The organism is Lysinibacillus macroides (genome assembly GCF_001281525.1).
Lineage (GTDB): Bacteria > Bacillota > Bacilli > Bacillales_A > Planococcaceae > Lysinibacillus > Lysinibacillus macroides.
The window spans coordinates 112222-139000 of record NZ_LGCI01000014.1 but is presented as its reverse complement, the minus strand read 5'-3'; the positions used below and the strand labels follow the sequence as shown (position 1 = coordinate 139000).

At 36.9% G+C, this 26779-nt stretch carries 21 protein-coding genes and 1 pseudogene; 6 read left to right on the top strand and 16 right to left on the bottom strand.

The features are described from left to right. Positions 1-27 precede the first annotated feature (27 nt). The 4 genes from tnpC to ADM90_RS22575 all read left to right on the top strand — a co-directional run bounded on the left by tnpC (position 28) and on the right by ADM90_RS22575 (position 5680). Positions 28-1623 (top strand): IS66 family transposase, encoded by a 1596-nt coding sequence (gene tnpC / locus ADM90_RS22585; protein ID WP_053993086.1) that lies wholly within the window; start codon positions 28-30, stop codon positions 1621-1623. A 586-nt stretch (positions 1624-2209) separates the two neighbouring features. After that, complete coding sequence (locus ADM90_RS24610; RefSeq protein WP_009499328.1) at positions 2210-2383, top strand: hypothetical protein; 174 nt, start codon at positions 2210-2212, stop codon at positions 2381-2383. After that, the gene (locus ADM90_RS22580) at positions 2380-3882 is read left to right on the top strand and encodes a recombinase family protein (protein WP_053997110.1); all 1503 of its coding nucleotides are present in this window, start codon (positions 2380-2382) and stop codon (positions 3880-3882) included. The genes ADM90_RS24610 and ADM90_RS22580 overlap by 4 nt, the downstream gene beginning before the upstream one ends. A gap of 82 nt (positions 3883-3964) precedes the next feature. After that, entirely contained in the window at positions 3965-5680 is a 1716-nt protein-coding gene (locus ADM90_RS22575) for a recombinase family protein (protein WP_053997109.1), read from the top strand. Here ADM90_RS22575 and rlmH read toward each other — a convergent pair. From rlmH to ADM90_RS22535, 9 genes are all read right to left on the bottom strand, one after another. Further along, entirely contained in the window at positions 5621-6100 is a 480-nt protein-coding gene (gene rlmH, locus ADM90_RS22570; RefSeq protein ID WP_053997108.1) for a 23S rRNA (pseudouridine(1915)-N(3))-methyltransferase RlmH, read from the bottom strand. The genes ADM90_RS22575 and rlmH overlap by 60 nt on opposite strands. Positions 6101-6190: 90 nt before the next feature. Beyond that, positions 6191-6355 (bottom strand): CxxH/CxxC protein, encoded by a 165-nt coding sequence (locus tag ADM90_RS24120; protein WP_083448660.1) that lies wholly within the window; start codon positions 6353-6355, stop codon positions 6191-6193. 212 nt (positions 6356-6567) lie between these two features. Next, positions 6568-7866 (bottom strand): S1C family serine protease, encoded by a 1299-nt coding sequence (locus ADM90_RS22565; RefSeq protein WP_053997107.1) that lies wholly within the window; start codon positions 7864-7866, stop codon positions 6568-6570. A 290-nt stretch (positions 7867-8156) separates the two neighbouring features. Further along, positions 8157-8945, bottom strand: coding sequence for an MBL fold metallo-hydrolase (locus ADM90_RS22560; protein ID WP_053997106.1), 789 nt, complete (start codon positions 8943-8945; stop codon positions 8157-8159). Then, positions 8945-9769, bottom strand: a complete 825-nt coding sequence (locus tag ADM90_RS22555; protein ID WP_053997105.1) for a two-component system regulatory protein YycI — start codon at positions 9767-9769, stop codon at positions 8945-8947. Before ADM90_RS22555 ends, ADM90_RS22560 begins: the two co-directional genes overlap by 1 nt. Then, positions 9756-11084, bottom strand: a complete 1329-nt coding sequence (locus ADM90_RS22550; protein WP_083448659.1) for a YycH family regulatory protein — start codon at positions 11082-11084, stop codon at positions 9756-9758. The genes ADM90_RS22555 and ADM90_RS22550 overlap by 14 nt, the downstream gene beginning before the upstream one ends. Beyond that, positions 11081-12946: a cell wall metabolism sensor histidine kinase WalK gene (gene walK / locus ADM90_RS22545; RefSeq protein WP_053997103.1), complete on the bottom strand. Its 1866-nt coding sequence runs from the start codon at positions 12944-12946 to the stop codon at positions 11081-11083. Before walK ends, ADM90_RS22550 begins: the two co-directional genes overlap by 4 nt. A gap of 5 nt (positions 12947-12951) precedes the next feature. Continuing rightward, positions 12952-13665: a response regulator YycF gene (gene yycF / locus ADM90_RS22540; RefSeq protein ID WP_053997102.1), complete on the bottom strand. Its 714-nt coding sequence runs from the start codon at positions 13663-13665 to the stop codon at positions 12952-12954. A 374-nt stretch (positions 13666-14039) separates the two neighbouring features. Beyond that, the gene (locus ADM90_RS22535) at positions 14040-15503 is read right to left on the bottom strand and encodes a LysM peptidoglycan-binding domain-containing M23 family metallopeptidase (protein ID WP_053997101.1); all 1464 of its coding nucleotides are present in this window, start codon (positions 15501-15503) and stop codon (positions 14040-14042) included. 421 nt (positions 15504-15924) lie between these two features. On the opposite strand from ADM90_RS22535, the gene ADM90_RS22530 reads away from it, so the two are divergent. Continuing rightward, entirely contained in the window at positions 15925-16764 is an 840-nt protein-coding gene (locus tag ADM90_RS22530) for a YitT family protein (protein ID WP_459542338.1), read from the top strand. A 42-nt stretch (positions 16765-16806) separates the two neighbouring features. Here the strand turns inward: ADM90_RS22530 and ADM90_RS22525 are convergent, their stop codons facing one another. The 6 genes from ADM90_RS22525 to ADM90_RS22500 all read right to left on the bottom strand — a co-directional run bounded on the left by ADM90_RS22525 (position 16807) and on the right by ADM90_RS22500 (position 24068). Beyond that, entirely contained in the window at positions 16807-18096 is a 1290-nt protein-coding gene (locus ADM90_RS22525) for an adenylosuccinate synthase (protein ID WP_053997099.1), read from the bottom strand. A 195-nt stretch (positions 18097-18291) separates the two neighbouring features. After that, positions 18292-19653: a replicative DNA helicase gene (dnaB, locus tag ADM90_RS22520; protein ID WP_053997098.1), complete on the bottom strand. Its 1362-nt coding sequence runs from the start codon at positions 19651-19653 to the stop codon at positions 18292-18294. Positions 19654-19666: 13 nt separating this feature from the next. After that, a complete protein-coding gene (gene rplI / locus ADM90_RS22515; protein WP_053997097.1) occupies positions 19667-20113 on the bottom strand; it encodes a 50S ribosomal protein L9 in 447 nt (148 codons plus the stop codon). Then, positions 20110-22083, bottom strand: a complete 1974-nt coding sequence (locus tag ADM90_RS22510) for a DHH family phosphoesterase (protein WP_053997096.1) — start codon at positions 22081-22083, stop codon at positions 20110-20112. Before ADM90_RS22510 ends, rplI begins: the two co-directional genes overlap by 4 nt. Positions 22084-22096: 13 nt before the next feature. Beyond that, positions 22097-23038 (bottom strand): YybS family protein, encoded by a 942-nt coding sequence (locus tag ADM90_RS22505; protein ID WP_053997095.1) that lies wholly within the window; start codon positions 23036-23038, stop codon positions 22097-22099. A 628-nt stretch (positions 23039-23666) separates the two neighbouring features. Continuing rightward, positions 23667-24068: a hypothetical protein gene (locus tag ADM90_RS22500; protein ID WP_053997094.1), complete on the bottom strand. Its 402-nt coding sequence runs from the start codon at positions 24066-24068 to the stop codon at positions 23667-23669. A gap of 281 nt (positions 24069-24349) precedes the next feature. On the opposite strand from ADM90_RS22500, the gene ADM90_RS22495 reads away from it, so the two are divergent. Continuing rightward, on the top strand, positions 24350-25780 hold the full coding sequence (locus tag ADM90_RS22495; protein WP_053993818.1) for an IS4 family transposase: 1431 nt from the start codon (positions 24350-24352) through the stop codon (positions 25778-25780). 260 nt (positions 25781-26040) lie between these two features. On the opposite strand, the pseudogene ADM90_RS22490 reads toward ADM90_RS22495, so the two are convergent. Next, positions 26041-26366, bottom strand: a pseudogene (locus tag ADM90_RS22490) (cyclic-phosphate processing receiver domain-containing protein). Between the last annotated feature and the right edge of the window lie 413 nt (positions 26367-26779).

The window sequence follows — 26779 nt, the reverse complement described above, 5'->3', positions numbered from 1 at the left end:
CACCTCTCTTTATGGTATTCTATTTTCATGGAAAAAAATACGCATGAACTACAAGATACAATTGAAGAACTCGCAGCAAAAAATGCGGATTTAGAAAAACAAAAAGAAGTCCTAGAGGCAAAAGTAAAATGGTTGGAAGAACAATTCCGACTAAGCCAACAAAAGAGATTCGGGACATCTAGTGAAAAAACAAATCCGGATCAAATCGAACTATCTCTTTTTAATGAAGCTGAAATCACAGCGGATGTAAAAGTGGAAGAACCTACGCTTGAAACGATTACGTATAATCGAAAGAAGTATGTAGGACAACGAGATGCGAAACTTGAAAACTTGCCTACGGAAACGATTCATTATCGTTTATCCGAAGAAGAGCAGGTCTGTTTGTGTTGCGGTGAAACTGTGCATGAAATGAGTACGGAAACGCGACGAGAATTAAGGATTATCCCTGCTCAAGTGAAAGTCGTGGAGCATATTCAACATATTTACAGCTGTCGTAAATGTGAACGTGAAGGAATCGAAACACCGATTGTCACAGCTAAAATGCCTGCGGCAGTTTTTCCAAAAAGTCTCGCTTCGCCTTCTTCAATGGCATATATCATGAATCAAAAATACGTAGAAGGAATGCCATTGTACCGAATTGAAAAACAATTTGAACGACTTGGTGTCTTTCTATCACGCCAAACGATTGCCAACTGGGTAATATATGGTTCAATGAAGTGGCTCTCACCGCTTTACAATCGCTTGCATGAGCTTCTACTTCAACTTGACCGTCTGCACGCAGACGAAACAACAGTTCAAGTTTTAGCAGAACCCGGAAAGGCTGCAAATTCCAAATCCTATATGTGGTTATACCGATCTGGCCGTGACATAACACCGATTGTTTTATACGATTACCAGACTTCGCGCCACAGTAAGCACCCAAAGGCATTTCTTAAGGGGTTTTCGGGATACCTTCATGTCGATGGTTATGCAGGATACCACGATTTGAAGAATGTGGAGTTAGTTGGATGTCTAGCTCACGCACGAAGAAAGTTCGATGAAACGCTCAAATCGTTGCCTGCCAATGTAGATAAATCTACAACTCTAGCGGCTGAAGGACTCCAATACTGTAATCAATTATTTAAAATTGAGAAACAGATAGATGAGGAAATCAAAAATTGTAGCCCAGAACAACGGAAAGAAGAACGTCAAAAACGCAGTCAACCCGTGTTGGATGCTTTTTTAGCATGGCTAAAATCAAAACGCCCTCAAGTTCCACCAAAAAGCAAACTAGGTGAAGCAATTAACTATAGTTTAAACCAATGGCCTAAACTTATTACCTTTATGAAAGATGGGCGTCTTGAAATTGATAATAATAGAGCGGAGCGTTCTATTAAACCATTCGTTATGGGGAGAAAATCGTGGCTGTTTTCCCAATCTATGAGAGGTGCAACTGCCAGTGCCATTATCTATAGCATTGTAGAAACTGCCAAAGAGAACCGGTTAAATCCCATGAGCTACTTAAACTATCTTTTTGAACAATTACCACAAATAGATCTAGATGATCAGGAAGCACTTGATCAGTTCCTTCCGTGGTCAAAAACCATTCCAAAGGAATGCCGTATTCCTGATAAAGTTAAGTAAAGAATACACCAATGCCCACCTGAAAAACTAGGTGGGCATTATTTTACGCTTACTAAGGAAAGCCCTTGTTCTACTCTCAACCTTTTTAACATTTTGCCAAAATCATCTGTCATTTGTTGTGTTTCCTTCTTCAAAAACAATCATCTCCTCATTCACGTTTTTCCAAAACGGAAATCCTGTTTTATGATCGACTGATCCTTATTATCATAGATAGGAGATGTGTTTTAATAACACAAGATAGAAAAAAAGAAAGAACCATCCGAAGCCTCGAAAGCGGAATGGTTCTTCAAATGGATCTACTTATTGCCGTACTGAACTTCAAGTTCAGTTATCGCAATATCGTGCTTACTAATATTATAACCACAATTAGCCATATATCAACTGCAATAATTTTGAAGATATTACAGCCTTCGTTCATGCATCACCATACTTCACCGCTTTAATGTACGAAACCTCAGACACATATGCTATTTACTTTTTTCTACAAGTTCTTATAATGTGAGTTGTAAGTGCTACAACCCCTATTACTACACATCTCTTCGAAACAATACCTCGAAACAAAACCCCGAAAGAAAGGAAGATTCATTTGCAAAACAACTATATCTTTGACTTCGACACCCATTATAAAGAACTGATTTTTGGCGAAAAAGATAAACAAAAAATAAAGGCAAATAACTTTCTACACCTATTTGTGGATTTGATTATCGACAATCTCGATGAATATCAAAAGACAACCGAAAGAAAGGAGAAAGTATCTTGAAAAAAGCAGTTGGTTATTTAAGGGTAAGTACAGATATTCAACTTGATGGCTATTCTATTCCTAAGCAAGATCGGGAAGTAAGAAGACATTGCGAGTATGCCAATTTTGAATTACTGAAAATCTACAATGAGGGATCAGGTTCTGGATCTTCTATAAAAGAAAGACCTGAATTTAGGCAACTCCTTCATGACGTTCTTTCTAATGAGAAGGAATCTATCTATATTGTTGTATGGAAGCTGGATCGGTTTGCTCGTAATTTGAAAGAAGCAATGGTTTTATTAGATGAAATCCACAAAAAGGGTCACTACTTGGTTAGTATTTCTGAAGGAATTAACACTGAAACGGAGGGATCTATACTTTTACTCCAGGTTTTATTTGCAATGGCAGAGAACGAACGACGGAACATTTTATTCCATTGTAAAAATGGAATGAGAGAACGTGCGGAAAAGGGCCTTTTTAACGGCGGAAGGGTGTTTGGTTATTCTTCTACACCTGCAAAGAAGCTTCAAATTAATGAACATGAAGCGAAAATTGTTAGATTTATTTTTGATAGGTATGTGGTAGATGGATGGGGATATAAAAAAATCGCCTCCTATCTGAATAACCATTATACTTCGGATGAAGATAATTCAAGAAGTTGGAGTATCTTTTCTATAAAATCAATCGTAACCAATCCTATTTACGCTGGTTTTATACGATGGGGTGAAAAAGGGAAAGAACGGAAAATTTACAAAGGGCAACACCACGCAATTATTAGTGAAGAGCAATGGTTTAAAGCACAAAGCTCTTATAGTGAACGTAGCTATCAGCCTGTTAAAATTCATAAGGGATCATACTTTTTATCTGGTTTCCTTAAATGTCCAGAATGCAATTCTTCAATGGTTCAGCACAAATCATCAGGTGGCAAATATCTTTATTATCAATGCAGTCAAAATAAGAATAAAGGTTTATGTAAAGCAAATTTAATCAATAAAAACGATGCTGAACAGAAGGTCCTCACCGAACTATCCTCGAAATTAAAAGCCACCGAAATAAGAACGTTCCTATCTTCAAAATTATCTTCCCAATTAAAGTTGGATATACAACCCAAACATGAGCAATTCAAATTCTTTAAAAAGAGATTAAAGGAATTACAAACAAATAAAAAGCAGTTATTCGATTTATATTACAAACAGATAATTGACGAAGATGCATTGTCCGATCAACTTAGTCATTTACAAAATTCCGAAAAGGATATCAATGATAAACTAAAAAGAGTGGAATCAAGCATTGAATTAGAAAATAATTTGAATGTAGGGTTAATTGTTAATAACATTTTAGATAACTTCGAACAGTTTTTTCAGTCATTGGATGATATAAAGAAAAAGGAACTGTTGAAGGAAATCATTCAAGATATTCAAGTTACAACCGTTCCCCTTGGGAAAAAGAGAGTGAAAAGGGTCGTGAATCAAATCAATTATAACTTTGAAATAAATTCTATTTCAAAACTTGTGTCATAATATAAATTCTTTGTTGGGAAAGAGAACGTTCTTTCCCTTTTTCTTTTTCCATTATACACTGTTATCGAAAGGAGGCATTCTAATGAATGAAATAAAACGAGTCGCTATTTATTGTCGTGTCTCTACAGAGGAGCAGGCAAGTGAGGGTTACAGTATTACAGCTCAACTACAAACCCTTCGCAATTATGCAGGTCTGTATGGTTGGCAAGTGGTAAAAGAATATGTCGATGAAGGGGTCAGTGGTAAAAACATTTCAGGTCGCCCCGCTATGCAACAATTGGTGGTTGACGTGGAGAAAGATGAGTTCGATGCCGTTCTTGTTTGGAAAATCTCTCGGCTATCCCGTAACATGTTAGATACACTGACTGTGCTGGATAAGTTTGAAGAAAATAGTGTTAAATTTATCTCTTACTCAGAGAACTTTGACACTGGAAGTCCCATCGGCCGACTTGTTGTGCAATTAATGGCTTCCATTGCCGAAATGGAACGCAATACACTGTCAGAAAATGTAAAACTTGGAATGAAACAGCGTGCTTTGGAAGGGTCCTGGAACGGCGGGGTCGTCTTTGGTTACGATTCTGTTAAAAAGGAACTTGTTATCAATGAAAAAGAAGCAAAAGTTGTACAACTTATCTATGAGCTATACCTTTCAGGAAAAGGATTAAAAGCAATTGCAAACCACTTAAACAAGCATGGCTATCGGACAAAAAGAAACAGATACTTTTCTATCAATGGGGTCGCTCAAATATTAGATAATCCCGTTTATGTTGGAAAAGTCAGTTGGCTTAAAGTTGAAAACTGGGATACGAAGCGACGAAAAGGTAAAAATCCCAATCCTATTCTTGCAGATGGTAAACACCAAGCCATTATTGCTGATGATGTTTGGCATCTTGTACAGGCAAGACGTAAAAGCAAATCATTCAAACAACGCCAATCAAATGAGCCGTTTTTATTAAGTTCCTTACTTCGTTGTCCTGACTGTGGACAGGGTATGGTTCCTGCCATCACCACTTATACAAGAAAAGATGGTTCAAAACGAAAACATCGTTACTATGTCTGTTCTGACTTTCATAATAAAGGTTCGTCCGCATGTAGATCTAATGGAATCAAAGCATATGATGCGGAAAATCAAGTGATTGGGCGAATTGAAAACTTCCTTGCCAACAAGGAATACTTCGTCTCAATAATTCAATCTTTAAATAAGCAATCTGTTCACTCCATTTCCGCTCTTAAAAGGGACTTAGAAGAAATAGAAAAGAAGCTAATAGACATACAACAGCTTCAAGAAAAGTATTTAGAAGCATTTGAACAAAACCTTTTCCCTGTCGCAATTTTGCAGGAACGACTACAACAAGTTGCTAAAGAAAGAACACAACTGGAACAAAAGAAAAATGAACTCAGCATACAACTAAGTTCATCAGATACAAAAGTCATTCCGCATGAATTGGTTCGATTTCTATTAGAAAAGTTTGTAGAAGTCTACCAAAGCTCCACAAGAGAAGGAAAAAAGCAGTTGCTCCAGCTACTCGTAGGAAAAATATCAATACGGCAACTGGAGAATCGTTCAAGAACTATTCATCAGGTTGAACTGGATTTCGATTTTACAGATGTTAATATATCAAAGACTTTTACACTTATTCATTTGCTATATCGTGAAACGGATAAAGAAGTTGCATTTTCCCAACCCTTACCCGCTTCCGACAACAAAATACCACCTTATCTTCAACTTTTTTTGCCTCTATTTATGGTACGGTTCGCCCTTCATAATCCTAAAACTCCGATAAATCTGCTCGACTAGCACGAGCTTCATGAGCTGGTGAGGAAGTGTCATCTTACCAAAAGATTGCTGCTCATCTGCACGCTTTAACACATCCTCATGCAGGCCGAGGGAGCCGCCAATGACGAAGGCGATTTTGCTTTTGCCGTAGGTCATAAGGGCTTCGAGGTCGGCTGCCATTTGTTCGGAGGTTTTCATTTTGCCGTTGATGGCTAGGGCGATGATGTAGGTGTCTGGACTAATTTTGGCTAGTATGCGCTCGCCTTCTTTTTTCTTGACGATCTCCATTTCGGCATCGCTTAGTTGTTCAGGGGCTTTTTCATCTGGCACCTCGATGATCTCTATTTTTGCATAGCTACCTAGACGTTTGACGTATTCATCAATACCCATTTTTAAATACTTTTCTTTTAGCTTGCCGACTGATACAATCGTTATATTCACACGTTATCCACCTTTACAATTCATTTACAAACAATTTATCCCCAAAAGTTATCAACATATCCACAGGCACATCCTATATATTGTGTAAAGTTATTTACTTGATACAATATATTCTGCCGGCTGTTCACAGTAGCTGCATTTTGTGGATAACTTTTTATCCTCATCGATTTTATCCATAATTGGGAATACTTTTTGCTCAGCCACAAACATGTCTAAAGCGTGATCTATATGGTTTTCACAGCTGTACTTTGTCATTTTTTCATACCTCCTTATTTTCCGAAATTTCCACAAACTTATTCACAATCCGGTCTATGTTATCCACAATCTATTGTAACAAAGGAATAGCTTGTATGGAAGAAGTGCCTTTTTCTCTACATTTTCTGTGTAAAGTTATTATTCACAATTTTCAAGTTATCCACATAACTATAAAAAGCGATGGGGATTTTTAAGTCCTCATCGCTTTTTGTTTACAGTGTGTTACCATTTGTTAAAGTTAATGTTAGTTCCTCTAATTTACCTTGACGGTATACTTTTAATGTAAGTTTATCGCCAATTTTTTTATCATTATATAAATGCTTACGTAAATCAATGGCTGTTTCAATTTTTTGACCATCCATTTCTACGATAACATCATATTGTTGAACACCCGCTTTTGATGCTGGTGAGTTATTAATGACATCTGTTACAACCACGCCTGTTGTTACCTCTCCAGGTAATTTTAATGTTTGTTGCTGATAGAATGCAGGGACATCTGTTAAATCTGCTAAAGATACACCCATTGTTGGACGTTCCATTTTGCCGTTTTTCTCTAATTCCTCGATAATTGGAATAGCTGAGTTAACAGGAATGGAGAATCCTAAGCCTTCAACAGAGGATTCAGCAATTTTCATGGAGTTAATGCCTACTAATTCTCCAGCTAAGTTAACAAGGGCTCCCCCACTATTACCCGGGTTAATCGCTGCATCTGTTTGTAAAACTTCTTGTTGCCAGTCTTCTGTACCATCACCATTTAAGTCAACAGGTACAGAGCGATCTTTACCAGACACAACACCTGTTGTAACAGAGCCATAAAAGTCTAAGCCAAGCGGATTTCCGATGGCAATAACCGTTTCACCTTGCTTTAACACATCAGAGTTACCAAAAGTTGCGACTGTTTTTACATTCTTTGAGTTAATTGAAATGACAGCAAGGTCTGTCCAAACATCAAGACCTACTAATTGGGCTTCCTCTTTTGTGCCATCTGGCATTGTCACCTCTAACTGTTTAGCTCCTTCAATTACATGGTTATTTGTGACGATAAAGGCTTTATTTCCTTCCACTTTATAAATAACACCTGAGCCGCTTCCTGCCTCCTGTGTTGTTGTTGATGGTGGACTCCAAAAGCCACCACTTGTTACTTCTTGAATATTTGTGATGCCGACAACTGCTGCTGAAGCTTTATCCACTGCTGCTGTCACATCCGTTTGTACCTCTGTTGCTACTTGATTAATCGTTGTATTATGATTTGCGGCTGAGTTACTTGATGTTGTGCCTGGCATTTGATTGACAAGGCCAGGTAATAGCAGCCATACAAGTAAAGCGCCTATAATAACACCAATTAGGCTACTGAAGAAATAGCCTCCCTTGCTTCCGCCACCTTTCTTTTTATGGCGCTTAGCCTGCAATTCTTGTTCCTCTCGCTCTAGTCGTTCTTGAAGAGGTGTTTTTGATATTTCATCGTTCTTTAGGAAATCATTATTTTTATCATCATCTTGAAAATAACTCATATTCCTCATCCTTTCATATACTGCTATTTGTTAATTGTTACCCTAATCTTACAATTCAAACATTAAAATTAGATGAAAAACAAATAAAATGGACATAAAAATAGCTGTCCAATGCATTTTGTTAAAAATACAATTGAACAGCCTTATTTTTTTAAATACTTACAATAACTTATCTTCATTCTATTACAATCAAAGCGCTTTTAGTTTCTTTTACATCGATAAGGTTTATGCTATAAGCTCTTGCTTTTCATAGGGAAATAGCCGTTATTATTTTACTTATCAAGCAATCCTTACACTGTTACTAATTTTGTTGGTTCGTCTGCGTCTGTATCAAAAAGATGGATATGCTCGCCTACAATAATGCCACAAGATTGCAAGGTTTGTGTAACGCTCATACGTGCAAGCTCCTTCATATTATTATCCTTACTTAAATGGGAAAGATAAATATTTGTAGGTTTATCAAATACAACCTCACTCATAGCAATGGCAGCATCCTCGTTGGATACATGCCCTACATCGCTTAAAATACGACGTTTAATGGACCATGGATAACGGCCCATTTGCAACATATTCACATCGTGATTGCTTTCAAAAACAAAAGAATCTGCCCCACGAATAATGCCCTTCATACGGTCGCTAACATAGCCTGTATCCGTAATAATCACAAGCTTTCGGTTATTTTCATGAAAAGTATAGAACATCGGGTCAGCTGCATCGTGTGATACGGCAAAGGATTCAACAGCTAATGAACCAAAATGCTTCACTGTATCCATTTCGAATTCAAAACGCTGCTCGACAGGAATATCGCCCACAAGTCCATCCATAGCCTGCCATGTTTTGGCGTTTGCATAAATGGGGACATTATATTTTCGTGCCACTATCCCAATACCTTTAATATGATCGCTATGCTCATGCGTGACGAAAATGCCACTAAGCTGCTTCATATTACGGTCGATTTTTGTAAAAAGCTGCTCCATCTTTTTTCCACTAAGACCGGCATCGATGATAAAGGCATATTCATCATTTTCTACATAAATTGAATTTCCTGTACTGCCACTTGCTAAAACACTAAATCGCATTATTCAACTCCCCAGTCTTCTTCTTCAATCTCTTGCTTGTCCTCTTGAATTTCGATAACTTTCCCCTCAACAGCATTCACAAAATACTCCTCTGTTGTGCCATCTGATAGCTTTACTCGTACTTCCCATGTTGGCACTAATACCTGCGTACGAGTTAATTTAACAAGCGTTGAATAGCCTAATTTCATTTGCGTAATGCGTGAATCTGGCTTTAATGGCCCTCTTGCATATAAGGTTTGAATAATTTGAAGTGGTGGAATCACACTTTCCTGTTGTTCCATTTCTTCAATATTATCAAGCATTGTTTGTTCATACATTGTTACTTCGTTATTAGCATTCCATTTTATTTTTAATGAACCGCTATAATAGAACATTCGATTGTTTGTCTTTTGGAAAAAAATTGCGACTCGTTCTTCGTGATCTACTTTCCATAAAGCATAAGATGCTCCTTCAATTATGTTTGCAAGGACGAAATCTGTAAAGCTTGCATCATCACTCACATTACGTAATTTAATAGGCCTCATAAAAATAACACGTGCCTTTGTATTATTATCATCCTTAAATTCAATTTGTTGGTTGTTATTACTAAATTCAGCTGGTGTGAATTTATGCACTTGACCCGTCATATACGAAGCTGATTCAATATTATTTGGTAATGTGCCATACGTAATATTATCTTCTTTTAATCGAGCTTCTATTGTCTTTTCACCAGGTACTTCAATATCCTTTGCTTCATTATAACGATTTAAATATAGCGAATAGAGGAAGATATTTAAAATTAAAAAAACAAAGATAAAAATAGATTTCGTTCTACTCCAATCCATTTTTGACACCTCCCAATATTTCAGGTGTCAGCTTTGTCCATGTACCTTTACGAATAACAAACCAACAAGGCTCAAATGTAAATATATTTAATTCTTGATTTTGTGTGATTAAATAATAGCCTAGCACAATTTCATCAATATCTGATAATACGAGATTGTTGGATTGTTGGATAAGCTCTACAATCTCTGCACCCGACGGTAATTCTATAATTTCCTTTTCAGATGGAATATCCATATCCAAAGAAAAGTATGGGCGTTTATAGTGGAAAATCCGGCTATCTCCCCAAATTGTTGTCATTCGGGTAATAACGTGCTTACTATAAACGGGTAACCCCTGCAAATACAATTGATAATCCATTTGATTTTTATTGGTTCCAGCTGAGACGTAACGGAAATCAGATGTATATCCCCCATGTTCATTAATAAATTCAAAGCTATCCTTTAATAATTTGGATGGCTCAACTCGTATACTACTTTCTGCTGCAGGGTAGACATAGTTTAATGACTTAAGATTTGTATCCAATGTCATTAACGACATCCCATCTGTATATTTCTCAGAGGTTGCGCTTTCAACATTGCGCTGTACAATGTTTGCATCTGGGAATAATATATTTTTAAATAGCTCTGGTGTGATATCTTCAATGTAATACGTATATTTTACAGATTCAATGTTACTATTAGCGAGATAAAGTGATGTGTAGCCACCTCGTTCTATTTCTTTAAACGTGTCATATTTTTTGGCAGGTTCAATTACCTCTTGCATAAATTGAGTCATATTTGAAACACTGACATGTGAGCGAAATAAAGATTGGTTATTACTACTAATATAATAAAGTGTTAGCTCTTTATTATCATAATTACTCCAATCAATAATCATACGATTAAAAGTAGTTTCTGGTAGTTCTTTGTCTGTAAACTGAAAAATGGTGTTGAAGGCTGAGAATGGCACTTCACCTGTAAAAAATACTGTCATACGCTTATCTGCACGAATAATTTCATTGATATAATTGGATGAAAGACTATTATTAATAGGCGCTAAATCGAGAATATGCCAGCCTTTAAATATTTGCATGATTTCTTTCATAGCTGTGTTAGATATTGTGCCTGTAAACTCTTCTTCGGAACGGAAAATTGCCTTGTATGGACGAATAACGTCTTCTATATCTTTTTGAGGCTTAATTAAAATTTCTTCTCCCTCAGTTTTTTCAATATATTTATAATCAGGTGTATAGGTCCAAATTAAAAAGGTTAACACAACGCTTAGCATAACAAGTAGGAATAATACAACAGATTTAACTGGCTCTACATATCTCATTCCCACTCACCTGCCTCATTAAATTCATCTGCATCATAAGGTAATGTAAAGAAAATGGTTGTACCTTGCCCTTCCTCACTTTCAGCCCAAATCTTACCACCATGGGCTTCAATCATTTCCCGCGCAATAGCTAGTCCTAAGCCAGTTCCACCCATAGAACGAGCACGTGCACGATCCACACGATAGAAGCGATCAAAAATTCGGCTTACATTTTCTTTAGGAATCCCCAAGCCATCATCTGAAATCATGACCTTTAGCATGTCCTCTTGTCCAGTAAAGCCAAAGCGAATATTCCCACCGTCAGGCGAATATTTAATAGCATTCGAAATGATATTATCAATAACTTGTGTCACCTTATCGGTATCAATTTCTACATAAAAGGAGCTTTCAGGGAATAATCGTTCAAATTGTACTTTGTCAGACTTAGACATTTCAAATCGGTCAATAATGCGGTTAAAGAACGAATTAAATAACACAATATCCTTATTCAGCTCATAATCTGAACTATCCATTCTCGATAACTGCAATAAATCATTTACTAGACGAATCATACGCTCTGTTTCGGTTTGGGTCACATTTAAAAATGTAGGTGCAATATTTTCATCTTTCCATGCCCCATCCGCGAGCGCTTCTAAATAACTGCGCATGGTCGTCAATGGTGTTCTTAACTCATGTGAAACATTCGATACAAATTCCCGACGATCCATTTCTATCTTTTCCTGCTCTGTAATATCATGTAGCACTGTAATCAGACCATTAATAAAGCCTGTTTCTTTTTGAATCACAGAGAAATTTGCACGTAAAATATAAGGTGCATCCACCGTACTAAAATTTAAATTAATAGCATCGTGCATATGAATTAAATCTTCAAAGCTATATTCCTGATCAATCCCTAACACAGAGGCAATTGGGCGTCCTAATGTAATATCTCTAGAAATATGCAATAACTCTAAGGCAGGGTCATTAATCAAGATAATACGCCCCTTGCGATCTGTTGCTATAACGCCATCTGTCATATTACTTAGAACCGAATCCAGCTTACGTCGTTCAGCTTCTGTGGTAGATTGAGCCTCTTGTAAACGATTCGTTAAATGATTAAAGGTAATAGCGAGCTGTCCGATTTCATCTGTACCATATACTCGTACTTTTCGAGAATAGTTCCCCTTTGCCATCGCCTGTGCTTGCTTTCGCATATCAGCTATTGGCTGTGTAATTGTGCGTGCAACTAAAATACCTAAAAAAACCGTAATCACTAAGGACATAGCTGTACCAGCCAGGAAGATACGGTTAATTTCATTCATTTGTTCAAAAACCGATTCAATATTGGCTTCAATATAGAGGACACCAATAATTTCATCATCAGGTCCTGCACCAGCACGAATCGGGTTCGCTAATACCCACACTCGATTTCTCGTTTTATTATCCAATTTAATAATATCAAAGAGGGTTTCTGCAGAAATTGCTCGACGTACAAGGTCTGTATTGGAGCGTTGCCCTATTAAATTTTGATTTTCAGTCTCAGATGTTGCAAGGATGCGTTGTCTATCATCAATAACACGAATTTCTAAAATATCACCATTCGAAACATCCTTTAATCCTGTAGAAAACTCCATAACAATTGACTTAAGGCTTTCCTCCAGCTTAGGCATGCTTTCATCGCGTTCCTTTAAAATTTCTTCACGAAGACTATATTGCATCAAGTCAACTCGCTGAAAAATAGAATCTTGGAAGTTGCTCTTCAAATTTTGTTCTAATTGGCGAGCAAAATAGATACCGATAATTTGCAAAGCAAGTAATATTAATAAAATATAAATCAGCACTAATTTGACATGAATGGATTTAAAGAAGCTTACTTTTTGCATTCCTTTTACTCCTGTTCAGGATTTCGTAAATAGTAACCTACACCACGTCGTGTCACAATCCAAGCTGGATGACTAGGATTGTCCTCAATTTTTTCTCGTAAACGGCGAATTGTCACATCAACAGTTCGAACATCTCCAAAATAATCATAACCCCATACTGTTTGTAGCAGATGCTCACGTGTCATAACTTGACCAATATATTTTCCTAAATAATGTAATAATTCAAACTCACGATGTGTCAGTTCAATGGCTTCATCACGCTTCATCACTAAATAAGCATCTGGCTGAATAACAAGCGATCCTACAACAATCTCATTCGACTCTTCCTCAGCCTCCTCTGCTACAGGAGCCACTACCTGTAAACGTCGCATATTTGCTTTTACCCGCGCAATCAGCTCACGCGTACTAAATGGCTTTGTGACATAGTCATCTGCGCCCATTTCTAAGCCTAATACTTTATCAATCTCAGAGCCTTTTGCTGTTAGCATAATAATAGGAAAGTCATATTTTTTGCGTACCTCTCTACAAACTTCCATTCCATCACGCTTCGGTAGCATAATATCTAAAAGCATTAAATCTGGCTGCTCCTCCTCAACCTTTTTTAGTGCCTCATCACCATCATAAGCACAAATTACCTTATAACCTTCTTTTATTAAATTAAATTGCAAAATATCTGCAATTGGTTTTTCATCATCAACAACTAATATTGTTTTGTTCATACATTTTCATCCTTTCACTTTTTCTCTATATTTAAACAATGTGTATTGGCAAATTCACTACCCTTAACTCTATCATGCTTTCAAGATCTATGCATTAATTGGAGTCCTATCTTTCTTATACTGTGACATTATAAGCTATATTTCAACAAATATTTCTCGGGAAATAATAGCAAAAGGGCTTGCCTCAAAAGTCATTTGAGACAAACCCTTTCTGTGCGAAAGCGGAGTGTAACGAAGCGTCAGCAACAAACCCTTTCTGTGCGAAAGCGAAGAGACAGGTACAAAAATATATGAAAATTCTTCTTTTTTCAGAGAAAACTACTATACTAAATTTTTTGTTTTTGACCTATTGGACTGCTCTCTATTCATTATACTTATCGACCTACATAGGATAAAGGATTTTCTAATGAGCCATTTTTTTCAATTTCAAAGTGTAAATGTGTGCCTGTTGAATAGCCAGTGGAGCCCATAATACCAATCACTGAACCTTTTTCTACAACTTGTCCTACTTCCACATTTATTGAAGATAGATGTCCATAAAGTGTTGTGTAGCCATTGTTATGATTAATAATAATGCGGTTACCATAAGTACCTGATAAACCAGCTGCAACTACTACACCATTATCGGCTGCTAAAATATTATAGTTGCTTGGACGAGCAATATCAATTCCACGATGGAATTCTCCCCAACGCTCACCCATACCACTTGAAACATAGCCCCCAACTGTCGGCCATACAAATTCACCTGTTCCACGTGAAGAAATTACTTTTGTCCCTACCACTTCAATTTGATCGACTGGCTGTTGAATAACTTTTTCTTCTAGTATCGTTTTCGAGGTTTGTGCACCGTTTTCAGATGTTAATGCATAAATAGTTTCTTTTTTGCCATTCGCACCTTCTTGCCTCACTACTTTTTCACCTTTATACATTGTTGGATCTTCCTCTACTACTGTTTTAAACGGAACAACATCTACAACTTTCTTTGCCTTTTTAATCTCAAGTGTTACAAATGGCTTGGCGACTGTTACATTTAGCCCTTGCCCAATTTGCAAAACTGTATCAACGGTTATATCAGGATTTAATGCTAGCAATTCGGCTGTTGTTAAATTATGTTTTTTAGCAACTGATCCTAAGACGTCACCTGCTTGAATTTGATAAGTCTCTTGCTCAAGATAACCCGTCATTAAATATTGAACTGCCTGCTCAGGTGTTACAATTTGAGATGGCGCAACTTTTTCTGATAATCCTGAAATTCCCTGCTTAAAGGAAATGTTTAACAGACTCGATTCATCTGGTTGTAATTCTGATAACTGATTAGTAGTTTGCTGGTTTTGCTGTAATGTATCTAACTCTCGTTGAGAAACGTATTGTAGCTTTAACATACGAACAACTTTTTCATATGCCTCTGTATCTTTTAAAGATATAACTGGTTTATGATCTACTAATAGTGTAAAAGCATCAGATTTGACCTCTAAAGATTGCTCAAGTTTCGATAATGTCTCTGCATCTTTTGTTTCATTTGCAAATACTTGCTCTGGGATTATTTTAATCGCTGAACTTGCATCAATAGATAATTCCTCAAATTTCTGGCTTACCTCTTGTTCTTTAGCTGCAATGATTTCTTGAACGGCTGTTTCATCAGATACAGCACCAATATATTCATTCCCTATGTAAATATGGTAAATTTTATTTAAATTTTCTTTATTAGGTTCTTTTGCAAACCCCATATTAAGCATTAAGCTTGTCATTAGAACGGTAATGATTGAAACTTTTTTAAAAGAAGAAACACTGTAGCTAAATCTATTATTTTCTTCTTTGTTATTCCAAAACGAATTCATCAATAAAGCCCCTTCCAACTTCACCTTAAGGTAGGATGATTTACCCATAAGGGATTTTTGCACCCTTATAATGTACCATAAAGAAAATACCGTTTAAATGATTTCACCCTTTTGTAATATAAATGTATTATTTCGTCGATAATTGTTACATAGCCGTTTAAATAATGTGCTTCTTCGTCAGCTAAGAGCACTATAAATGGTTAGATGATATTAGTGCTAAATAAAGTGTAGATAGGAAAAAATTGGGCTATTGGTATACTTTTCTATTATTTTTTTGTATGAATTTTGCCATAATACTTTCACTTTTCTAATATTTCGATAAAATAAAAAAGAAAGATACTATTGGATTGGAGCGATTAAATTGAGTGATTCCCAGACCTCTGAGAGTACAACAAAAATGTTGAAATCTCAGAAAAAAAACATGCAGAAGATTTTTGCTAGAATTATTATGGTATCATTAGGTGCTATCATTATGGCTTTAGGCCTAGAGCTATTTTTAGTACCTAATCAAATTATGGATGGTGGCATCGTAGGTGTTTCCATTATTACAGCGCATTTATTAAAATTACCCCTCGGTATTTTCATCTTCATTTTAAACTTACCTTTTATTTATTTAGGCTACAAACAAATTGGTAAAACCTTTGCACTATCCACAGGGTTGGGTATTACCGTACTCTCAGCGGCAACACTTGTCTTACATAATATACATCCATTTACGGAAGACACATTATTGGCTACAGTTTTTGGAGGAATGATTTTAGGAGTTGGGGTTGGTATTGTCATTCGTTATGGTGGTTCATTGGATGGAACTGAAATACTAGCCATTCTTTTTAATAGCAAGACGCCTTTTTCAGTTGGCGAAATTATTATGTTCTTCAACGTTATTATTTTCACAGTGGCAGGCTTTGTTTTTAATTGGGAGCAAGCCATGTACTCCATCATTGCGTACTATATTGCTTATAAAATGATTGATATCGTTATTCAAGGATTAGAAGAATCGAAATCCGTTTATATCATAAGTGATGACATTGATGAAATTGGTCAAACCATTATGGATCGACTTGGGCGTGGGGTTACTTTCCTTCATGGGGAGGGAGCTTATACGGGAAACGATAAGAAAGTCATCTTTACTGTGATTACTCGTTTAGAGGAGTCGAAGCTAAAATCAATTGTCGCTGAAATTGATGACAATGCCTTTTTAGCCATTGGTAATATTGCAGAGGTTAAGGGTGGCCGCTTTAAGAAAAAGGATATTCACTAAAAAATGGGTGTACCTTATACGGCACGCCCATTTTATTTGTAATTATACTTCCCAAATATCGATTAAAACGTTCGTTTGCTCACGAGCAGGTCCAACTGAGAAAGTAGCAATTTGAATCCCTGTTAATTCACTAATACGCTCTACATAGCGTCGTGCATTTTCAGGTAATTCCTCTAAAGTTCGGCAGCTTGTTACATCCTCTGACCAGCCTGGAAGCTCTTCATAAATCGGCTCACATTGTTCAATAATATGAAGATTTGCTGGATATTCTGTAATGGTTTCGCCTTTATAGTTATAGGCTGTACAGATTTTTACTGTTTCTAAACCAGCTAAAACGTCGATAGAGTTAAGAGCAAGATGAGTAATGCCACTTACACGACGTGAATGACGAACAACGACTGTGTCGAACCAGCCTACACGACGTGGACGACCTGTTGTTGTACCGTATTCGCGACCAACCTCACGAATTTGTTGACCTACTTCATCGAACAACTCCGTTGGGAATGGTCCATCTCCTACACGAGATGTATAGGCCTTAGATACACCAATAACACTTGTTACGCGTGATGGGCCAACACCTGCACCAATCGCTACTCCTCCAGCCACAGGATTTGAAGATGTTACATATGGATACGTACCTTGATCGACATCAAGTAAAATTCCTTGTGCACCTTCGAATAGCACTTTACCGCCCTCATCGAGGACATCGTTCAAAATTTTAGACGTGTCCGTAACATACTTAGCAATTTCTTGTCCGTAACTATAGTATTCCTCGAAAATTTCTTCGAATGTTACGCCTTCAACTTCATAGAATTTCTCAAATAACTTATTTTTAATGGCTAAATTATGACGTAGTTTTTCCTCAAAGATTTCCTTATCAAGTAAGTCAGCCATACGAATCCCAATACGTGCTACCTTATCTTGATAACAAGGTCCAATACCTTTACAAGTTGTGCCGATTTTATTATCGCCACGACTTTCTTCATCCGCTATATCTTGCTTAATGTGATAAGGCAAAATAACATGTGCACGATTAGAAATACGTAGATTATCTGTGTTAATGCCACGCTCTTGTAAGCCTTTCAGTTCCGTTACTAATGACTTTGGATTGACGACTAAGCCATTGCCAATTACTGACGTTTTATCTTTATAGAAAATACCTGATGGGATTAAATGTAGTTTATATGTTTCACCATCAATTTTAATGGTATGTCCTGCATTATCTCCACCTGCAAAACGAGCAATCGCATCGGCTTTATGTGACAGAAAATCTGTAATTTTACCTTTTCCTTCGTCTCCCCACTGCGTTCCTACAACTACAACTGATGTCATAATCAGCACCTCCGTTAGATACCTTTGTATCTCAATTTTCAAGCCTCAATCATTGTAACAATGATCGAAACACCACGTCAATAAAAAATAGCCAAAAACACGAACATAAAATCAATAATTTTGATCTAACGTTCGTGTTTGATAACTAAATAATATGAATATTATCGAATATTCAGATGAATGGCAGATAATAAACTAATCACGTGGCGGTGGTGGTGGCATTTGTGACCAATCCACATTGATAAATTTATTGAATTCCTTTTTAAAGGCAAGGGTAACAGTGCCTGTTGGACCATTACGTTGCTTTGCAATAATAATTTCAATCATATTTTTGTTCTCAGACTCTTTATCATAGTAGTCATCACGATATAAAAAGGCAACAATATCAGCATCTTGCTCAATACTTCCGGATTCACGTAAATCACTCATCATTGGTCGTTTATCTTGACGTTGCTCCACACCACGAGATAGCTGTGATAATGCAATGACGGGAACTTTTAATTCACGGGCTAACCCCTTTAATGAACGAGAAATCTCAGATACCTCTTGCTGACGGTTTTCTCCTGGCTTGCCACTACCCTGAATCAACTGTAAATAATCGATTAAGATCATTCCTAGTCCATTTTCCTGTGCTAAACGACGACATTTTGCACGAATTTCATTGATACGTACTCCTGGTGTATCATCAATAAAAATCCCTGAATTCGATAAACTCCCCATTGCCATCGTTAGTTTACCCCAATCTTCTGTAGTTAAAGCACCTGTACGTAAAACTTGTGCATCAATATTCCCCTCTGCACAAAGCATACGCATAACGAGCTGCTCAGCTCCCATCTCTAAGGAGAAGATCGCCACATTTTCTCGTGCCTGTACAGCAACACTTTGCGCCACATTCAAGGCAAAGGCTGTTTTCCCTACAGATGGTCGTGCTGCCACAATAATTAAGTCATTGCGTTGAAAGCCAGCAGTAATATTATCTAAATCACGGAAGCCTGTTGGTATACCTGTTACTTCTCCCTTTTGTGATTGAAGCTGCTCAATATTATCAAAGGTTTCTACAAGTACATCTTTCACATGCTTAAAGTCGCCCGCATTTTTGCGATTGGCAACCTCCATCATTTTCTTTTCTGCTTCGCCTAGTAATGCCTCTACCTCGTCTTCACGTGTGTAGCCATCCTCAACAATTTTAGTAGCTACACGAATTAATCGACGTAATAGTGCTTTCTCTTCAACAATTTTGGCATAATGGGCAACGTTTGCAGCTGTAGGGACAGCATTGGCGAGCTCTAATAAATAGGATAGCCCGCCAACGTCTTCAATCTCTTTTTTAGCTGATAATTCTTCCGTAACTGTTACAACATCTATTGCCTTTCCTTGGTCACTCAAGCGTAGCATCGTTTCGAAAATCATTTTATGTGCGTTAATATAAAAATCATCTGCTAGTAAAATTTCAGATGCTGTAATAAGTGCTTGAGGCTCAAGAAAAATAGCACCGATAACCGATTGCTCCGCCTCGCGGTTATGCGGTGGAACGCGGTCTATCATCGGTTCGCTCATGCATAGTCGCTCCTTATTCTTCTGTTACATGTACTTTTAATGTAGCTGTTACTTCTTGATGTAGTTTTACAGGAACATTTGTAAAGCCTAGTGCACGAATTCCTTCAGGTAAAGTCATTTTGCGTTTATCAATTTTAATGCCATGTACTTTTTGTAAAGCATCTGCAATTTGCTTTGTAGATACAGAACCAAATAAGCGTCCACCTTCACCTGATTTCGCTTTTAGCTCCACTGTTAAAGCCTCTACTTTGTCCTTTAAAGCTTGTGCATCTGCTAATTCAGCCGCAGCATTTTTTTCTGCCAATTTTTTTTGCCCTTCTAACTGGCTTAACGCTTGAGCATTTGCTTCAGCCGCATAGCCATTTTTAATTAAAAAGTTTTGTGCATAGCCATCAGCTACGTTTTTAATTTCACCTTTTTTTCCTTTTCCTTTAACATCCTTTAAAAACACAACTTTCATTCGTCAAAACTCCCTTCAAAGACCTCATTTATGGCTTCTTCTAAATATTCTTTCACCCTATTAATGGATTTTTCCTCTATTTGACACGCTGCATTTGTTAAATGTCCACCGCCGCCAAGCCTTTCCATAATCAGCTGTACATTCACCTCACCTAGCGAACGTGCACTTATACCGATTTTGCCATCTGCACGATGCGCAATAACAAAGGAAGCACCCACATCCTTCATTGTCAGTAAAATATCTGCTGTTTGTGCAATTAAAACAGAATCGTATATTTTCGATTCTTCACCTACCGCTACAGCTACCCCAGGTTTTATAAATTGAACAGTTTGCACAATTTTTGAGCGCTCAATATAGGTGTCTATATCTTCTTTTAAGAGACGCTGTACAAGCACGGTGTCTGCACCATTTGTGCGCAAATAGGAGGCTGCCTCAAATGTACGCGCCCCTGTACGAAGTGTAAAGCTTTTCGTATCAACAATAATACCTGCTAATAATGCCGTAGCCTCTAGCATATTAATTTTTGCACGCTTTGGCTGATATTCTAGTAACTCCGTCACCAACTCGGCTGTAGACGAGGCATATGGCTCCATATAAACTAGTGTTGGATTTTCAATAAAATCCTCACTACGGCGATGATGGTCAATCACAACAACCTTTTCAGCTATTTTCAATAAATGTGCATCAATCACTAAATTAGGTTTATGTGTATCAACAATAACGAGCAATGATTTTTCTGTCATTTTTCCTGCTGCTTCTTCAGGTGTTAGGAAATTTTCGTAGAAGTCTGATTTACGCTCAATCTCATTCATTAACCGTGTAACACTACCATTTAATTCATCAAAATTAATGATAACATAACCTTTTACATCATTCATTTGTGCCATCTTACGTACCCCTACAGATGCACCAATAGAGTCCATATCAGGATTTTTATGTCCCATTACAAACACTTGGTCACTATCCTGAATTAAGTCACGTAATGCATGTGAAATAACGCGTGCTCTTACACGTGTGCGTTTCTCAACTGGATTCGTTTTCCCACCATAGAATTTAAGCTTTCCAGTTGGCTGCTTGATCGCTACCTGATCGCCTCCACGCCCTAATACAAGGTCTAGGCTAGACTGTGCCAATTCACCAAGCTCTACCAGTGAAGATGACCCTGCACCAACACCAATACTAAGTGTTAAGGATAAATTCTTTTGTGCTGTTTTTTCACGAATCGTATCTAAAATAGCAAATTTTTTCTTTTCCAGCTCTGTTAAAATAGATTCATTTAATACAGCTAAAAAGCGATCAGATGATATTCGCTTCACAAATACACCATGCTCTGCCGCCCATTCATTGACAATGGAGGTGACCATTGTATTGGTTAAACTACGTAGTTGATCATCCATTGCCTGGGTAATTTCATCATAATTATCAACAAATAAAATCGCAATAACTGTACGATCCGCATAATATTGTTTTTCTATAGCAATTTGTTCTGTGATGTCAAAAAAGTATAGTAGTCTTTCTTCTCTTTTATAATACACTCGATATTTACGATCACGTAATGTAATCGTAGCTTCATTGGTTTCTTCAGTCTTCATTAATACATAAATATCATCCGATATATCAACAATGCCTTCTCCTACTAATGTTTCTTTATTTAAAACACCTTGCATATACGGATTTGACCATTCTATTTCATATTGCTCATTCACGAGCAATATTCCAATCGGCATTTCCAGCAATGCCTCTTCACCGACTTTTTTCATACGGAAGGAAATGGATTCTATATGCTTTTCAGTTTCTACAAAGACATTTTGCTCCACCTTCCATGTATAGACCATTAGAACCGCAAAGCCTATCCCATAACCGATACCTATCCCGAAATTCCATATACATAGAAGTGCGAACGTCACAATGCCAAAAATGGAAAGAATAAAAAGCGGATAGCGAATTGGTCGTTTTCTAAAAGTCCCCATTACAATCAGCCCCTTATTCTTTAGTCTTCCCCTTTACAAGTGAACGTACGTCAAAGCCTAAATCAATAATACCTAATAAGATAATAAAGGATGATAATGGAATAGCTAACACGGTAGCCACCCATTTAACCGCATTCGGCATACCTTTTTTAGCAATAAAGTAATGGATAAAAGATATCCCCTGTAGAATAAGTAACATCCATAAAACATAAGAGACATTTAAGACGATAATATCTAATGTAGAGCCAGCCTCTGGGTGTATAAATAAATTAATGCATAAAACAATCATATAATACCATAAAATAGAACGTGGTAATCGCATATGTTGAAATGGAGCAAATTTTGGAACATCTACACCAAGTCGTTTTAAAACCGGTAAATTTACCGTTATAATGATAAACGCTACAAAAAATGCTGAAATCGTGATTGTTGCAGGCATCGTTAACTCAATGGTGTTAAACATCGTCTCCAACTGTTCGGGCGTAATCGCTACCTGACCCGTCACACTTTTGGCAAATTCATTAGATTGCTCATAATTTTCACGAACCATCTCTAAGCTCATGCTAATAAAATTGATGCCTGCAAGCTGTACATAAGCCATATAAATAATTGCCATAGAAATTAGATTAGTGATGCCAGTTGATAAAAATAGATAAAGCTTACTTTTCTTCTGGTAAATAGCGCTCCCCATAACAACACCCACTAACCCTAACATAAAGGCAAATGGCAACATTGTAATGCCACTTGTAAGTGTTGTTAAAATACAGCCTACTACTGCTACAAGTATTGATGCAGAACGCTTGTAATTTGCGCTATACCAAGCAATTGGCAGTGGAGCGAATAGTAAAGCTACTATAAAGATGAATGGTACATATGCAGAAATGAGCATTAAAATTGTAAAAATTGCGACCATCATCGAGCCTTGTACAAGCGCTTTTGTTTGATTATTCGGCATTGAAAACCTTCCTTTTTTCAGTCAAACTTACTACCCTTTATTGTACCATTTTTTATAGCATTGAACAAAACACGCTTCGCTTATAAACAGCCTGTTGAACAATAATAAAATACCAGCATACTCCGATAAAAATATCGTCATATGCTGGTATTTGAGGTTGATGTAAGGTCATTATTACCTTAACGTCATCAATCTTATTTATCTTCTGCTACGAATGGAAGTTATGTTTAGTATAATGTGTATAATTTGTTGGTATACGATTTCGGAATTTAGTATATCATTCGTACTATATTTTGGAAGATATTATTCGTATGTAATTGAACGTATCTAATTAAATTTTTGGTCGATTTAAGGAAAATTAAAGGTAGCTTAGATCAAGATGGGAAGCTCTCCATAAAATGCAGGTTTACAACGCTAAAAATATACAGGATTTTATACAAAATAGATAATCAAAAACAAAGCTGGATCAACCGTTTAAGACGTTTGCATAAAAAAGCTGTATAAAGAGTGTTCCACCAAAAAAGCCACAAACACTGTCAAATCAGAGCTTGTGGCTTTTTAGTACATTTCTAAATTTTCATTTGGTAACGTTTTTTTATCGAGTTGAATAGAAAATATGCAGTTAGCGTTAGTATTTCTCAATTTTTATTGTTATATTTTCTTCGTTAATTTTTATGTTTTCTGTTTCAGAAACTTTCTTTATAGAATCTTCAACTATTTGTTGAATCATTGTATCGTCAACTTTTACATCCTTAGGGAAACTTACTGATACATCTATAATCTCTTTAATGGGGCTACCACCTACCATAATTACTATTGATTCACTATCAATTCCTGTTTGCTCTGCAATAGAATCTATTATTTCATTTTTTAACCCCTCTAACAATCCAGTATTTTCCTGTCCATCAACCGCTACTTCCTGCTCGCTATCAGTTAATACTAATTCTGATGTTTTTTCTTTTTCTTCATTACACCCACCTAACAAAATTGAACTAAATATAATTCCCGAAATTATAGCTTTTTTTAACACTTCTACTCCCTCATTTCAAATAAATTATAAATTGTGAAAAAATAACCCTTGTAAATTTAACGTAAATAAAAAATAAATGTTCCAAAATATCCCGATTAAGTGCTAACAAAAAATGCACCTGAAGCGTCGTTTGAAGACTTTTCTTTGCTTAACGTTATAAATCCGTATTTTCCTGGTGTTACCCCATATCCATCAAGCTAAGCACATCAATACCCCAAAAATGAAAAAAACGTTATTCTTTCTTTAACAGCAGTAGTTTACAAGAAAGGATGGCGTTTTTGATGAATCGAATCCTATCCAATGAACTGAATCTTTTTGCACAAGAGTTACGTGCGTGTTTATCTCCAACCGTGCTAAAAGACATTGCGAAACGCGTTGGCTTTGTAAAGCGCGCGAGTAAGTATCAAGCGAGTGAACTCATTGCCCTTTGTGTCTGGTTGAGTCAGGAAATTGGCAGTACATCCCTTACACAATTGTGTAGTCGGCTAGAAGCTTCAACTGGCGTATTGATGAGTGCAGAAGGTTTGAATCAACGCTTTAACCAGGCAGCTGTCGCTTATCTTAGAGAGGTCTTTCGCACGCTGCTTGCACAAAAGCTCTGTGCCAACCAATCACTCCCCGACACCTTGATGTCTCGGTTTAAGCGAATCCGTATTTTAGATGCGACCGTGTTTCAACTGCCAGATGCGTTCGCTCGTGAGTATCAAGGATCGGGTGGCAGTAGTAACACGGCGGGTGTAAAAATCCAATTGGAATACGACTTACTCAGTGGTCAATTTCTGAACGTACATGTTGGACCAGGAAAAAACAATGATAAAACGTACGGAACCATCTGTCTTCAAACGGTCGAGGCCGGCGATGTATGCCTGCGCGATCTTGGCTACTTCGATTTAGGCGACTTACAGGTCATTCATGAGAAAAAGGCGTACTATATCTCACGGCTGAAGCTCAATACACGGATTTATATCAAGAACCCTGCGCCAGAAACGTTCAAAAATGGGACGTTGAAAAAGCATACCGAATATATTCAACTCGATATGGCACAAATGATGGCTGAACTTACGCCTGGTGAAACAATTGAAATTCAGGAGGCTTACATTGGGCAAAATCAAAAGCTACCAGCACGTGTCATTATGCATCGTTTAACCGACGACCAAACGCAAACACGCTTGAAAAACCAAGCCATTCGTGAAAAGAAGAAGGGCATTGTCATGAAGGAGAAAAGTAAACGCTTAATGGGCATGAACGTCTACATCACGAACACATCACCTAAAGAAGTCCCAACGAAGGACGTGCATGCCCTGTATTCGCTTCGCTGGCAGATTGAAATTTTATTTAAAACGTGGAAGTCTTTTTTTGAAATTCATGCCTGTAAAACGATGAAAAGAGAACGCTTAGAATGCCATTTATACGGACAGCTCATTGCCATTCTCCTGTGTTCTTCGACGATGTTTCAAATGCGACAGCTCCTGCTCGAAAAGAAAAAGCAGGAGCTGAGTGAATACAAGGCGATTTATATGATTAAAGATTACTTTCCGTTATTCTTCCGAGCGATGGCAGCCGGTGCAGAAGAACTGGTAAAAATTTTGCATCGCTTGTATCAGCTACTCTCAAAGAACGGTCGGAAGTGTCATCGAGCTAAAAAGATGACGGTCTTTGATATTTTAGGTGTTGTGTATGAAACGACGGTGAAGCCTAGACAAGCTGCCTAGCGAAAAAAAACGCTTTTTTCGAGGCTTATTTGGCATGCTTGTTTTTCGTGCACTGGTTAGTTATCAGAAAGAAACGATTCGAATCTAGCTAGTTACGTTGTTAGATTGATGGGGATGTGGTGTTACCCCCACTTGTTCTCATTATATATAACGTGTATATTTGCACTCTTTATTCCAAATCACCTAAAATATGAATTTAGGTCAATTGATTATACATAAATTAGAAAATAGGGACCTAGCTGATATTCAAAAAAGAGAAATCAATGCCGTTTGATTTCTCTTTTTTTATCTGAATCAATGAAACCTCTTCGTTTTGCTCCATGCAGTGTTTGATACATATTCTCTCTACCAACAGGGTTGTCCGTATGAAGATATATTTTGCTTATAACCCTTTTTCACAAATATATTTAACTAAGTCATAACCTGTTGGCAATGGATTACTTTGTAGATCTTCGCCTAAATCATGGGCAAGAGAAAGTATATCTACTTCGTGAGTTTCAAGTAAGTGAATGGCTTCTTGAAACGTTCTTGCCATGACAAAACCAATCGGACAATCTCTTAAATCATCCACATATATATTAATCATCATATTAATTCCATTCTTCACAAGATGTTTCCACTACATTATTACGAATAGCCAAAATAAAAAAGTACAACACAGGTTAATTAAACCTCGTTGTACTTTTCATATTTTTATTTATCTTCTGCTACGAAGGGAAATGAAACAATCCGATTGAGAGTTCGGCTTAATATATAATTCCTGATAATGTAGAAGTATGGGTTAAAGAATGGAACCAAGTAATCCAAGAAGTTCGGGGTAAACATCAATTTCTACAAAAACAGTTAGAACTTGAAATACAGAATGATGAAGAGGGCCTTGAATATTTACATTCACGATATAAACACATTTCACCAAATATTGATAATTAATTCATGACAAATACAACCCTATAATAAACTAATACCAATTTTTAAAGGTTTTTTATCTGCTAAACAACA